This window comes from Leucobacter coleopterorum (assembly GCF_011382985.1).
In the GTDB taxonomy this organism is placed as follows: domain Bacteria; phylum Actinomycetota; class Actinomycetes; order Actinomycetales; family Microbacteriaceae; genus Leucobacter; species Leucobacter coleopterorum.
On sequence record NZ_CP049933.1, the window covers coordinates 652,272 to 667,196 of the forward strand.

The 14,925-nt window shown below is 58.9% G+C and carries 5 protein-coding genes and 1 tRNA gene; 4 read left to right on the forward strand and 2 right to left on the reverse strand.

Going from position 1 to position 14,925, the window contains the following annotated elements; all coding sequences use genetic code 11:
* Nucleotides 1-1,051 precede the first annotated feature (1,051 nt).
* Nucleotides 1,052-3,349 (forward strand): DUF7927 domain-containing protein, encoded by a 2,298-nt coding sequence (locus G7066_RS03010; RefSeq protein WP_166328923.1) that lies wholly within the window; start codon nucleotides 1,052-1,054, stop codon nucleotides 3,347-3,349.
* A 137-nt stretch (nucleotides 3,350-3,486) separates the two neighbouring features.
* Here the strand turns inward: G7066_RS03010 and G7066_RS03015 are convergent, their stop codons facing one another.
* Complete coding sequence (locus G7066_RS03015; RefSeq protein ID WP_166328925.1) at nucleotides 3,487-5,253, reverse strand: acetyl/propionyl/methylcrotonyl-CoA carboxylase subunit alpha; 1,767 nt, start codon at nucleotides 5,251-5,253, stop codon at nucleotides 3,487-3,489.
* Between the two features lie 261 nt (nucleotides 5,254-5,514).
* Here G7066_RS03015 and G7066_RS03020 point away from each other — a divergent pair, with 261 nt between their 5' ends.
* The 3 genes from G7066_RS03020 (at nucleotide 5,515) to G7066_RS03030 (ending at nucleotide 13,282) form a co-directional block, all read left to right on the forward strand.
* Nucleotides 5,515-8,535 (forward strand): hypothetical protein, encoded by a 3,021-nt coding sequence (locus G7066_RS03020; protein ID WP_166328927.1) that lies wholly within the window; start codon nucleotides 5,515-5,517, stop codon nucleotides 8,533-8,535.
* 29 nt (nucleotides 8,536-8,564) lie between these two features.
* Nucleotides 8,565-13,115: a DUF5979 domain-containing protein gene (locus tag G7066_RS03025; RefSeq protein WP_166328929.1), complete on the forward strand. Its 4,551-nt coding sequence runs from the start codon at nucleotides 8,565-8,567 to the stop codon at nucleotides 13,113-13,115.
* A gap of 90 nt (nucleotides 13,116-13,205) precedes the next feature.
* Nucleotides 13,206-13,282 (forward strand) — tRNA-Ile (locus G7066_RS03030).
* 181 nt (nucleotides 13,283-13,463) lie between these two features.
* Here the strand turns inward: G7066_RS03030 and G7066_RS03035 are convergent.
* Nucleotides 13,464-14,882: an MBL fold metallo-hydrolase gene (locus G7066_RS03035; RefSeq protein ID WP_166328931.1), complete on the reverse strand. Its 1,419-nt coding sequence runs from the start codon at nucleotides 14,880-14,882 to the stop codon at nucleotides 13,464-13,466.
* Nucleotides 14,883-14,925: the final 43 nt, after the last annotated feature.

Below are 14,925 nucleotides of genomic sequence, written 5' to 3' on the forward strand. Positions count from 1 at the left end.
CAACGTTGTTGGTGGAGTGTCGCCGGAGTTCCCAAACTTCAACCCTCGAAAAAAATTTTGAGTTCGCGCGAGAGTTTTGGGTCATTTTTGCATCTGTATATCTCGCGGCGTTCGGAACTGGCATTCGAGCGTAATCCGATTGCAGACGAACTCACCCCCCCTGGGCGCCGCACCCAATACTTTCCTGAAGGATTCTGGGGAATCCTGCGGTTCTCAACGCGCATTAAATACATATGGAGGTCTCTTTGTTCGATCCTGTTCCAGCTGGGCACCGTGCGCAGCGTCACGTGATTCTGCGTCTGCTCGCGGCAGTCACCGCGGCTCTCGTCGGAGCCACACTGCTCACTCTTTCGGGCGTCCCATCGCCGTCCGTTGCCGAGTCCAATACGTCTTCGGTATACATGTCTGAATCGCAGACCCAATATGCGTATCTCGCGCCGGGCGACACGCTATCACTGAGCTTCACCAAGGAAGCTGTTGCCTCAGAAGGCTCGGCACGAACCCGCTTCAAAGCTTACGATCCAGCGGGCGTCGAGCACTGGGACTGCGTGATAGATACTGCGGATCCCATCGGTGCTGTGTGTGCCACCCCTGCTCCGTTGTCGGGTGCCGCCGGCGTCTGGGAAATTGAGATCACCAATTATGTTCCCGTCACGGGAGCGATGACTGGATACGACTGGAACCACACCGTGGTTCACGAGGGTGCCCCAATTCTTGGTCGTATTTGGAGCAATGAGTACAGGATGTGGCAGCCAAACTCGGGCACACGGGCTGACCTGGCATTCTGGGCAGTCTCGGATGCCGGGTACAAGTACTCTCTTGCGCTCAACGATTACAACGGAATTTTTTCTCAGTTGCTCATCAACGCCGCTGGTGTGACGCCGACCGATAGTTGCACCTCGTACTTCCGCTCGGTGGAGCTCGCCCCCATTAATCGTGATTGCACTCCCTTCCGGCTGTTCTTCGAGGAGCCCGCTGCTGACCTTCCCCCAACTGCGCCCTCGCGAACGGGGACCTCAAGATTATGCCGCCGCTTCTGGATATCGACAGCTTGGCTGTATCCGACTTGGTGTTCACCCCAAGCCGTAGCGTCGCAGGCGCGGGTACGTTCGACTACTCAATTACTCCATATTTTCAAGGCAACTACTGGGTGGAGATCGATATCGACGGCAACGGTTCCTACACCGATCCCGTTGACCGACGAATCCAGCAGGGGGCGGACGGCTCGGGCGCCTACGAGACAGAATTCGATGGCATTGACGGCGAAGGAAATCCGATTGACGAGTGTGGACAGATGCGGGCACGCATTTACTATGATCGCCTGGGCGAAATCCACGTTGTTCAGCGCGATGTTGAGGTGCGCGGTGGTGGGATCGAACTCATTAGGCAGAACGGCCCCGGAGCGCCGAATGACACGATCTATTGGGACGACACCCAGCTCGATCCGAACCGTCAAACCACGACCCCTGAACCCAACGGGACCGCAGGCATCGCGAGTACTGGGGGAGTTCACGGCTGGCAGCGAGTCGCAGGTGCTGCTCCGGTTTCGTGGGGCGATGCACGTTCGATTGATGACTGGACCTATGTTCCGATCACCCAGGGGACCGGTGAGATTGCTATCGACGGGCGCTGCCTCAGCGTCACCAAGACAACTGATGCGATCTCGGAGGCGGTTCAGGGTGACATCGCCACCTACACCGTTTCGGTCGCCAATACCGGCACAGGTGACTACACCGAGGCGGATCCGGCGATCATTGTGGACGACATGACGTCGCTTCTTGACGACGCGACCTTTAACGATGACGCGGTAGCGTCGGACGGTTCGCTCACATTCGCTGACAACAAGCTGACCTGGACCGGACCATTACCCAGTGGCGACACAGTGACCCTTACCTACTCGGTGACCATCACGAACGCCGGTGATCATCAAATGAAGAACGTAGTCTCGGTGACACCGGAACAGTGCCTGAGCGGTGATGCACGATGCACAGCCATTACGGAGACTCCACTCCCGCATATCGTGCCCTCGAAGTCTTCCGACCCGGCGTCCGGAACGACCTTGGCCGCGGGTGAAGAGTTGATATACACGCTCTCCTTTACGAACGATGGTGCGTCGGCTGGGCCGATCGACTCGACCGACGATCTCACCGCGGTTCTTGACGACGCGGATGTGACGGTCGAGCCCGTTTCCGATACCTCCGGAATCACCGCCACGCGCACGGGAACCTCACTGCGTATCATTGGCGATCTCGCACCCAACACCACTGCACACATCACGTACACGGTAAAGGTGCGGGGGAGTAGCGATCGTGGCGATGGTCAGCTTCGCAATATCCTGATCCCGGATGATGAGGTCGGTGGCTGCACCGGGACGGACTGTGAAACTCAGCACAAGGTGGGCGAGCTCGACGTGTGGAAAACAGTTGATCCTGCTTCGGGAACCACGGTGCCCGCGGGTGAGGTGCTGACCTACAAACTGCATTTCTCGAACCGGGGTGAAGCTCCTATGCCGGTTGATCATGAGGATGTCCTTGCGGGGATCTTGGATGACGCGGATGTGACCTCGGCGCCGGTGGCATCGGATGCGGCATTGAGCGCTAGCGCGATAACTGAGGGTCGGTTCGGAGTCACTGGAGTGCTTAAACCCGGTCAGGTCGTGACGGTTACCTACCAGGTCACGGTCAGAGCTGACGATGCTCGCGGTGATGGTGTTCTGGCGAACTTCCTCGTACCGCGCGGCGGTGACCCTGTTTGCGATGCCAACAACCGCACCTGCACAGCGAACCCCGTGGGAGCGGTGTCTGTGGTGAAAACCTCGGACCCGGCATCGGGATCTGCGGTGACCGAGGGTGAGCAGGTGACATATACGTTGACGTTCATGAACACCTCGCCTGCGGGCTCGTCTCCTGCTCCGGTGTCCTTTACAGATCACATGACTGATGTGCTCGATGACGCAACGTTTGACGGTCGGCCAGTTTCTTCCGCGAAGTCGATCACGGCGAGTTTCGCGGATGAGAAGATCACAATCAACGGTGAGCTTGGCCAGGGTGAGACCGCCACGGTCACGTACACAGTCCGCGTGAAGTCATACGTTGATCAGGGCAACCGTCGGTTGGGCAATGTCGTAGCGCACACCGGTATGGATCCGATTTGTGTGGTGGGGTCAAAGCTCTGCACGCAGCACGACATTCTGTCGACCACGCTGAGCCACACCGGCGGCGAAGGCCAAATGCCCATTATTGTCGGTGCCACTGCGTTATTTGTGCTCGGTTCAGGTGCCTTTGTCTTCGCACGAATCAGGCGCCGCAAGACGGTACAGCAACTTAACAACTCAACGCTCCTCGATTGAGATTTCGGGGTCGAGCGATAGAAGACCGTTCGGCCCGAAGTCGATCCCCACTTGGGGTGGACCTCACTAGCCCGATACAGACAAGACCCCCGCTGGCCGAGCCAGCGGGGGGTCTTGAACTATCCGGACTGCTCCGACTACTCCGCGTCGACTATCGAGAGCAGCAGGTGGCCGTTTGGCACAGTCTGGCCAACGGGAGCATCAATGCTCTGCACAACTCCGTCGCGGTGCGCATAGATGGACTGCTCCATCTTCATTGCCTCAAGCACAACAACCAGGTCGCCCTCTGCGATTTCTTGACCCTCTGTCACCGCAACTTTTACGACCGTTGCCTGCATGGGCGCAGCGACCGAGTTGCCTGTGGCTGACGAGACTCCCGATCCTTTCGCGCGCTTCGGCGCGGGGCCGCGCGTGACCTCTTGGTCGACCAAAGGTAGTAGGGTCGCGGGCATGGTGACCTCGATGCGACGACCCGCAACCTCGGTCACGACGGTCTGGCGTTTTGGATCTGCCAGGAGTGAGGCTACTTCGCCCTCCCACGGTTCAATGTTGTTTGTAAACTCGGACTCGATCCACGTTGTGTACACGCCAAAGTGGCCGTCTGCGGCGGTGAACGCGGGGTCCCGAACAATCTCGCGGTGGAACGGCAGCACTGTTGGCAGACCCTGCACCTCGAACTCGTTGAGCGCGCGACGGGCGCGCTCAAGCGCCTCCTCGCGTGTAGCACCCGTGATTATCAGCTTGCCGAGCATTGAATCGAAGGCGCCCGAGACAACGTCGCCGGCAACAACACCCGTGTCGACACGAACGCCGGGGCCCGAAGCTGCCTGGAATACGGTTACTGGTCCCGGCGATGGCAAGAAGCCGTTGCCCGCGTCCTCGCCATTGAGGCGGAACTCAAACGAGTGGCCGTGTGCAACGGGGTCCGGGTAGTCGAGCACGCCACCCTCTGCGATGCGGAACTGTTCGCGCACCAGGTCGATGCCGGTGATTTCTTCGGAGACTGGGTGCTCGACCTGCAGGCGTGTGTTGACCTCAAGGAACGAGACGGTGCCGTCGCGTGCAACAAGAAACTCGCAGGTGCCAGCGCCGACGTAACCTACCTCGCGCAGAATCTCTTTCGAGGCGCGGTAAAGCTCGGCGTTCTGCTCATCGGTAAGGAAAGGGGCGGGGGCCTCTTCCACCAGCTTCTGGTGGCGGCGCTGCAGCGAGCAATCGCGAGTCGACACCACAACCACATTGCCGTGCGCGTCAGCGAGGCACTGAGTTTCGACGTGGCGAGGCTTCTCCAAGAACTTCTCAACGAAGCATTCGCCGCGACCGAAGGCCGAGATCGCCTCGCGGGTGGCTGACTCGAACAGCTCCTCGACCTCATCGCGCTGGTAGGCGACCTTGAGGCCGCGGCCGCCGCCGCCGAAGGCAGCCTTGATGGCAACGGGGAGTCCGAACTGATCCGCAAACGCGACGACCTCAGAGGCATCCTTTGCGGGGTCGCTGGTGCCGGGGGCGAGCGGAGCGTTCACTTTTTCAGCAACGTGGCGGGCCGAGACTTTATCGCCCAGGCGCTCAATCGCCTCGGGGCTGGGGCCGATCCAAATAAGACCAGCGGCGCCCACCGCAAGTGCGAAGTCGGCGTTTTCAGCCAGGAAGCCGTAGCCCGGGTGGACAGCATCCGCTCCGGATCGCCGAGCCACACCAAGAATCTTATCGATAACAAGGTAGGTCTCGGCGCTTGTTGTGCCACCGAGTGCGTACGCTTCGTCGGCGAGCCGAGCGTGCAAAGCGTCGCGATCCTGGTCTGCATATACCGCGACGGAGGCGATGCCGCTGTCTGCAGCTGCTCGAATAATACGGACGGCGATCTCGCCGCGGTTGGCGATCAAAACTTTACGAATACGCGACATGGGCTCCAGCCTATTGGAGGGAGCGGAGTATCCCTTGGATATATTGCACAAACATTTCGCAGAAACGCGGTTTGAAGTCGCTAGGGCCCGAAAGGCCACATAATTATGGTGATCAATTATAGACAACGAATGTATGTGTGTTAGTGTTCGTGGTGCTTATATGCGCATCGATCCTCACGAAAGCGCAACTGGTCTTTTGGGGAGACCGCCAAGTTTGGGATCGTTTGTGCTGTCATTTCTTCGGGGAAAAGAAAGAAACACATGAAGCAGGGTCGTTTGAAGCGCGCCGGAACATTTATTGCGCTGACAGTCGCAGGGATGTTAGTGCTGTCGGGAGGCGTGGTCAGTGCGCAACCTGCGCTAGCCGTGGGGCCGCCCGTGACGTTTTCGCTCGCAGCAGTTGAGCTTGGCAGCGGCGAACCGCTGACCACGGTGAACTCGGGGAGTGAGTTCAACTACACCGCGAGTGTGGGTTGCCCTGATCCCTCGGGATGCGGACCAGCGACACTCTCGATGCAGTTTCCTGCTGACGTTGAATTTCTGGCGAGCGCATTTACGCCACCCAACGGGGTCACCGTTGACGTGAGCCCCAGTACAGGACCGGCCACCGGCAAACTCGTGACTCTCACTTGGGATAACCTGGCCGCCACCTCGGTCGTCTTTTTACCCTCTCGCCTGAGCGCATCTGTCGCAGCGAGCCTCAACGGCGCGGTGCAGTCTGCAACCGCCACGCTTACCGCAGGTGAGGGTGCCAACACCACTGAAATTAGCGGTCGCGCTGACATTACACTCCGGGTCTTCCAGAAGGCATCACTCGTTGGGGTCACCAAAAAGTGGAGCACCACTAGCGTCGGGGATGGCAGCCGAGCGGACGTCTCCTCAACCACAACCGGGGTTGCCTCAGCAAACTCGGTGAGTTCACTGGTCTTCACGGATCCCAGCGCCGAGACCATTCCCGCAACATCGATCCCCGTCGCTGAAGCCTTCGATCTGAAGACTCTCACTCTCACCCAGAACCCCGCAGGTGCGGCAGTCGACTTTGTGCTCGAGGGTGGGCGAACAGAATCTCGAGCTCTCGCTGCTGGCGAGCTGACGGTGGAAGCACCTGAGGGTGCTGTGGGCTACACGGTCACCGTGGCCGGGTTGCCCGCGCTGAACGATGCTGCCGCACCGGCGCGTACGGTCTCAGTGCAGGCGAACTACACACTTCGCGATGCCAAACGAAGCGACGGATCGAGCCTGATTGATCCAACCGTCACCGCTCGCTCGGTGCGTGGAACGGCACTTGTTGCGAATACAGTGGTTGATCCGGCACCGGGTGACTCCGGCCGGGTCGAGACCTCAACCCGCGAAGACATCTCCGTTGTTGCCCTGGTACCGACAATCTCGCGATCACTCGACTGGGTTACTGAGTCGGGGGATCTCACCTCGGTCTATCGATCAGGTGAAGCTTCGACCACAACGATCAGGGCGTCGAACTCTGGAGTTCCAGTTCTCTCTTCGATCAGCGTGAAAACCTCCACAGATGTCAGTTCGTTCCTTGATTATCAGGCTCTCACCGCTGTTCCGAGCGTGATCTTCCCGAAGGGTGCCACGACAGCAACAATCCAGTATCTCTTCGTTTCGGCACCAAAGAACGGCGAGGTACAGACATTTACTTCGGGATCCCCGGTACCTGACTCCTCCATTGACGGACGGGACCTTGCTGATGTTGCGGGCTTTGTGCTCACGTTCTCTGCCCCGGTAAACGGCGAAATCGCGGGTGAGTGCGTTCTTGCCGACGACTCCTGTGCGGCTGTCGTAAAGGTCGAATCAAAACTGCGCCAGACGCGACTCACAAACGGTGCCGCGATTACCGCGCCGACAAGCAACCCTGGCAGCACGAGCGTTTCAAACTCGGCTGAGGTATCTGCTGTCGCAGCAACCGGAGCGATCGTGAACCAGAAGACCAACGCGGCAACTCTGTTGATCGTCAAGCCGCAGTTCACCGCAAAGCTAGAGAAGAAACTCGGCGACAACAGCGACCAGACGGTGTACCCCCTCACGGGTGTAGCGAAGGCGGGCGACTACTACGACTCGACAAAGCCGACGCAGTCGTTCTCCGATCACAGATTCCGACTGACGGCCTCAACTGAGAAAGCTGAGAACGCCACCGAACTGCTCGGTGCTGACGAAATCGTGATGGCGGATCCACAAACCGTCCCCACAAAAGCGAACCTCGCAAACAACCCTTTCAACGCCACGAAGTTCTCGGCGCTGCCGACCGCTGACGTTGCCTGCATCGACAGCAAAAAGAACCCTGTCGCCTCCACCACCAGCATGATGGTGTGGGTGATTGATCGGATTGCAGATCCAACCAGCGTCACAAAGGTTCCGTTCGATGCGTCGATCAACCTCGACCTCGTGGTCGGCGTTGAGTACTCGGTGCAGCCGAAGTCTGCGGAGGGACGATTTCCGATCGACCTCAGTTGTAGCACCCCCGCTGGAACCACGATCAAGTTCCGCGATCACCTGGTGAGTTCAGGGGTTGCCGTGTCGCCAGCAACCATCGGATCGGTATCCACGCCTGGCCTCCTCGCAGTTGGCAATACGGCACTGCTGACCACCGGTCAGAACACCGCAACGGCCACTGGCAGCGATTCCCTCTATCTCCTCGAACTCGAACGGGCTGGGGCGATTAAGCACTACGACACCGACGCCAAAACCTTTGGCATACAGGGGCAGAGCTCTGCGACGGCGTTTTTGCTTGCGGGGGTTCCCGCAACCGAGAACACCCTGAAGGCACGAATCGTTGATGGCGGTGGGAGCGCAACCGGAAGCTCGCTTGACGTGTTTGCGTTTGTTGGTGCTCGCGATGCAAAGGTCGGCCCCGATCAGAAGATGACCATCAGTTTCTTCGACCGCGCCGGAAACCCGGTCGGACCGACGGGCACTGTTACGGGCCCGACCGAGTTTAAAGGCACTGAGCTTTCTCCCGACGATATCGAAAACTCGCAGAGCGACAACTACCTTGCTGTGCAGGGGGAGAAACGCAAGATCGAGTGGACCTCTGAGATCACGGCAGAACAGGCCGACGACGTGTATGCCGTTCAGGTCGATGTGACTCGTACCGATACGTCAAAGCCGTTGCAGCGCTTTGGCGCGTTTTCGGTGGTGACAGATATGACTCTGCGCTCGGCTCTGAAGAGTGATCCGGCGAAACCGGTAGCGGGGTCAGTCGGCGGTATTTTCCACTACAACTATGCCGCTGCCTCCTCGCTGCAGGAGGGGGCAGCTGGCTGAACTCCTCGCAAGTTTCAGCCAAGTATGCCGTGTTTGCTCCTGATCAGCTGTTTGGTGATTCTGCGGTGAACTGGCGCAACCTAACCGGTACCACCGTGTTGGTTGCCCAGCACGCGACGAAGTCGCGGATGACCATTGACGCGTCCAACAAAACCGCCATCGGTGTCTCAGGGGTGCTCCCTGAGAACCAGTGGTCTGCGACAGGCAGCATCGCGGTTGGCCTCGACAGGATCGGGGCGTCGGTTGGCGGCGATCCTGACCTCGGAGCAAACCCGTTCGCCATTAACTCCTTCAGTGGTATTGAGTCGATGATCTGGCCCGAAATGAACGACGCTCCGAAAACTGGCACCGAAGCGCAGAAGCGGGTCGCGGGCAAAATTACATACACCTACGCGGATGGCAGCACACTCGACGTTGCCGCGCCTGTGGGTGCGACTGCCGCGCAGATGAACCCACCCGAGGCAGACTGGGACAAGATCGTTGACGTTTCAGTCACGTGGCAGCAAAACGGAAAATATGTCGGGCTGAAGCGCGCGGCCGCGACAGTGCAGGGGAGACTCGTATTCCAGCTGACACTGCTCGACAAGGTTCGCCAGGGCTACAGCTACAAGTTCTTGAGCGGTGAACCGACTGACCTCACTTCGGGGCAGAGCATTGACGGCGCGTTCCAGACCGAAAGCGGCAAAGTCTCACAGCTTGCCGAGGTTCGCCCCGTGTATAGCGCAGCGTTCGGTGACATGAAACTGACCAACGACCTCGGTGCTGACAAGGTGGTCATCGACGTCGCGGATAGCTCGGTTGCTGTTTCGCTGCGAAACACCACCGGTGGAACGCTCTACCGAGATTTGCTGCCATCCGCCGCGTGGACCCTCGCGGTGAAGAACACCGGTAACATTCCGGTTTCGGCGCTGCGGTCATCCACGTCTTCGGGGTTGCTTGACGGCAAGAGCTGGCCGGACTCCGATCCTGCCGGGTATTCCGTTGAGCCGGGCTCGTTATTCGATGCTTTTGATGTGACGCGAGCACGAGTGGTATACCCGAGCGGCGCAAGAACTGCAACAGTGTGGGCGCGAGGTGCTGATGGTGCTTGGAGTTCCCCGATTGCCGCGGGCAATGGTAGTTACTTCACTCTCCCACTACAGGGAGACGGTCCGAAAGCCTGGAGCGACGTCACTGGCTTCCGGGTTCAGTACACCGGAGATGAGATTCTCGGCATGCGCATTGCGATGCAGGCGGAGGGGTCGCTCCTCATTGAAACCAAGCTGCGTGCAACACTGCGTAGCGATCCGAACGTCATTTCTCCTGCAACAAAACTGCCTGAGAACCAGACGCAGTGGCAGGTGCCAGGAACCGGAGCGGGCGCTTCGTACCTGGGCACCTTCGTGGCACCGCTCGCTGAAATGATTGCCGATACGGCGCTCGCCTACATCACCCCCGGTTCACCTTCACCAAAAGTGAACAAGTACGCGGGCACCTACAATGCCGCGACGAACACCGGCACGACCACGGCAAACACCAACCCTGGTGCGTGGACAAACTTTTATATTGTTGTGTCGAATCTGAGCGGCGCGAGCAGCAACCTAAGTGATCTGCAGGTGGTTGACACGCTGCCGAAGAATCTCATTTACAACGCGGCAAACTCTTCGGCGGAGTGGTCCGTGGCTTCGGCTCCGGCTGGAGTGTCGACTACTCCCGTCTTCACCGAGACAACTGGTGCGGAGACGCAGTTGCGCTGGGTATGGCCTGAGGGGCAATCGCTCAAGCCCAACGAACGAATTGTGCTTAAGGTACCCCTGCAGATGCGTGATGGAGTGCCAACCGGCAGTTCGGCCGTCAACTCGGCTCGCCTGGTTGCCTCGGGGATCCCTGGAGCTACTGTTCAGTCTGTTTGTCAGTCAGAGGATTCCGCCTCGGCGAACTGCGTCTCGACCGCTGCAGTGACCTCGCTGCGCAACGATTCCGTGCGTATCGAATCGTATGCACAGGCTGGGGTCGTTGACTCGAAGACGATCGATGGTGAAGAGTGCTCGCCATCGACGATTGCTGACTGGCAAGATGGCACCTGGGTGCGCAACCCCTGCGTGGTGGAGACGAGCACCGGAGGCACAATGACCTACCGGCTCAAGCTCATCAACTCGGGCAACAATGACATTCGGTCTCTTCGTTTTGCTGACGAACTGCCTGCTGTTGGAGACCGCGGAGTTGTGCTTCCGGGCGGACGCGGATCTGAGTGGACGCCAAAGCTTGTGCCCGGATCGGTGCGCCTGATTGGTGGTGAGGAAGCCGAAGCACTCGGTGCGCGCGGCGACGGAACCGTCGCTGATGCATTCCGGTACAGCAGCACTGCGGATCCCTGCGTGCTGAATCCAGACGCCTATGCGGGCCAGAAGACTCTCGAGTGTGGTGCAGGCACATGGACGAGCGCGGCGAGCACCTCTAGCAAGGCGCTCGGCGGTGACGTCGCATTTGGCAGTGGAAGCCTGCTGCGCGGCGGAGAATTCGTGATCGTTGAATTTAAGATGAGTGTTCCTTCCACTTCGACAACGGCAGCGGTTGCTTGGAACAGCGCCGCAATTACCGGACGCGCAACGCCAGTGAGTGACTGGTTGCCAGCCGCCGAGTCGGCACGATCCGGTGGCAGAGCGCAAGACACGACTCTCACCCTGAACCTCGCACTCGCCGATTCCGATGCCGCGAAGTGGCACCTGAAGGCGCAGCAGTACGTGGTGTATTACAGCTGCCTTGCTCCGGGGGAGACCGTGCCCTTGACCGGCCAGGTCACCATGAAGGGTATTTCGAAGATCGATGGCGTCGAAACTGCGACGATCCAGAACCTGCCTCGCGGGGCGGAGTGCCAGGTGACCGATGAAAGCTATCAGCCGCTTGGGACAACCGGGCAGCGGGGGACACCGCAGCAGTACGGTTCTGTAGCTACCGGGGCCACTGGGTACAGCTATACGACTGACCCGGAGGATCCGCTCGTGCTTGGCTCGGACCCCGCGCTTAACGTGATCACAACGACCAATGCTTACGCGGCTTCGTCTGTTCTAGTCAGCGCGGTTGCGCAGGGTGACGCTGTTTCGTACCTGCCTGCTGGATCGAAGTTCCAGGTAGATGCGACCTGCGAGTTCGGTGGTTTCACCGAGACCTACGGTCCGTTCATGATCGAGAGTGGCGCAGAGACTCCCGTTGAAGGGTTGCCTGTCGGGGCGAACTGTTCCTTCGAGGAAACCGATCACCTTGGTGCGAGTTACGTGGCAGCAGCCGTTGATGGTGGTGCAGCAACTCTTGACTCCAACCGTGGCCTTCGTATGTTGACCATCGAGCCGGGTGCGCACACTCTTGAGTTCATCAACACCTTCGCGGCTGGTGGGGATCTGACGGTTCTCAAGACCGTGGAGACTCCAAAAGCCGGAACGGCTGTTGGTGACGTAACCTTTGGCATCAGTTGTGTGATGGGTGGTGTGGCGCTCGACCTGGGTACAGATAGCGAGATGACGCTTTCGTTTGGGCCCGGAGCTACATCCACATCGGGCAGCATCTCTGACCTGCCGGTTGGTTCTGCGTGCACTGTGAGCGAGACAAACGCGGGAGGCGCGAACATCGCTGCTCCCGATAAGACCGTGACGATTCTCGACGGCACCCAGGTGACCGTTGAGATGACGAACGTGTTCTCGCCCGCGCTGCTCGAGCTCAATGTGGCCGTCGATGGCTCTGCCGCAGCGAAGTCGTGGGTTCCGAAGAACTACGACATCACCGCGGTTTGCACGCGCGAACTCACCATCGGCGGAAACCCCGTGACAGTCACCGATTTCGGCGGCAGTGTTCCTGTCACCGTTGGCAAAAAGGTGGAGATTCGGGATCTGCCGCAGGGCTCGCGCTGTGCGGTGACCGAGCCCGATAACAAGGGGGCTCAGGCCACAAAGACCTCCTCGCAGACCGCCGGGGTTGTTGACCACAGTACGGTTGACGAGTCCTCACTCGTCGATCTGCGCGGGCCCAGCAGCTCAGGCGCAGCGCAAGAGACCGCGGTGCTCGTTACGAATACCTTCGAAGCGGGCGACGTTAAGGTCAGTAAGAAGGTCACCGGAGACGCCCCGAAGAACGTTGACTACGAGTTTGCGGTTGCGTGTACCCGTGCGGATGCAGGTGGCAACCAGGTGAGTGTTCCGCTCGAGAACTCAAGTTTCAAGCTGAATGCAGGATCGTCGACGACACTGTCGGTGTGGGCTGGAGCGAGTTGTGTCGTGACCGAGACCCAGGCTCACGGGGCGCTCTCGCAGAGCTTCGCCGGCGGTCAGTCAGCGAAGGGAACGTCGAGTGTTATGGTCGAGGTGCCTGCGGCTTCCAGTCCCGCAGCTGAGGTGACCGTGACGAACCAGTTCGCACCCGCTGAGGTCGTTGCTATTGAAAAGGATCCGGTTCCCGGCCTGTCGGTGACCGGAGCCCAGAACAGCATGATCTGGGTTGGCGGCGCGCTGCTGCTGGTTGTCGGGCTTGGCCTCACGCTGCTTGCACTGCGACGCCGTCGCAAAGATCGTGCGGATCAAGAAGAGGTCGCTCAGGATCCTGAGGTCTAGGGAACCTTAGTCCTGCAACAGCGGGTGCACTGGGACTTGTTCCTGGTGTACCCGCTGCTGTTTGCTCAGATAGTATAGATAAGTTGCCAGGGGGCGTTAGCTCAGCCGGTTAGAGCAGCGGACTCATAATCCGTCGGTCGCGGGTTCAAGTCCCGCACGCCCTACCAAACAGTTTCAGGAGAGTCGCGTGATGAGCGACTCTCCTGAAACTGGGTTTGGCACGGCTCGAATTGATTCGCCCCACCTAAAAGTTCACGCGAAACACCCACAAACAACGCAAGTGTGAGCGCTATCGCAGCAGTGTAAGCTTCCCCTACTTCAGGTGATGCTCCAATGCCCGCTGCAGATTCAAGACATGACGGGTACGTGAGCTGAGTCAGCAACCCAGGCGTTGTAACTACCTTCGAGTTCTGCTACGTCGTAACCTTCGCGTCGAAGTGCGCTTGCAGCCACACTGTTTCGTACCCCACTTTGGCAATAGGTTACGATCGTGCCGGTGCCAGGCGCAGGCAGTTGGTCGAGGTGCCACATGACTCGACCCCCTGAGAGCTGTTCGGAACCGGGAATGTGACCCGCCGAATACTCTGTTTTGTTTCGTACATCGAGCAGCATGCTGTGCGCAGAGTTTTCTAGCTCTTCGGGCTGCACGAGCTTTGGTGCCATCAGTTCAAGTCCATCGAGCGAAGTGGTGAAACCTTGCACCCGATCAATACCCACCCGCATCAGATGATCCCGTAACTGGTTGGCCTCAGCTCGGCTACTAGCTAGCAGCACTAGGGGGCGATCCTCCTTCTCGGGGTTGTACACCCAGGCACCATAGCTCGCAGCCTTCTCAAGACCGGGTACGTTGAGGGATCGTGGCACCGTACCACTATGGACCTCACGATTGTTTCGTGTGTCAACGAAAATTACGGTGTCTTGTTGAAGCTCAGCTTTGAGATCTGAGTTTGAATATTCGACCAACTCCGGCAGTTTTCCGCTGATAGCAGGGCCAACTTTGTTTTGAACTTTCATTCGGCCGAAGTAAGCATGCGCGTCGGGTTGCCCGCTGAGGAGCTCATCGATGAAACCTTGCTCATCGTTGGCTTTGAGATACTGAGACCACCAAGAGAAATGTCTTTCGTAGCCCACGGTCGAGGCGGGAATTGCGCCCAGTGCTTTGCCACATGCTGACCCAGACCCGTGGGCAGGGTGCACCTGCACGTAATCAGGCAGTGTGAGAAATTTGTCGCGGAGGCTTGCAAAGAGGTCCTTTGCGCCTTGGAATCGTGTGTCGACAAATCCTGCCGCTTCATCGAGCAGGTCGGGTCGGCCGAGGTCTCCTGCGAACACAAAGTCGCCCGTAAGCATGAATCCGGGCTCATCGCTTTGTGCGCCATCGGTAATGAGGAAGGAAAGATGCTCTGGAGTGTGCCCCGGAGTATGCACGGCCTCGACCGTGATGTTGCCCAAGCTGATTTGGTGTCCGTCCTTCATGCGTACTGCATCGTCGAATAGCTCAGAGTACGTCCAATCGGGTCTGCCCTCGTCGGAGACGTACATCTTTGCTCCGGTTGCGGCGGTGAGTTCTCGGGTTCCTGAGAGGTAGTCAGCGTGTATGTGGGTTTCGGTAACGGCTACGATCTCCATGCCGTGTTTCGCGGCGAGAGCAAGGTACACTTCGAGGTCTCGGCGGGGGTCAACAACCAATGCCTGCCCTTTAGCCTGGCACCCAATAAAATAACTGGCCTGAGCCAAGTCCTCATCGTATATGCGCTCTAATAGCATGGTTTCTACCTCTTGCTTCGTTGTAATCGTGAATTAATTGCAG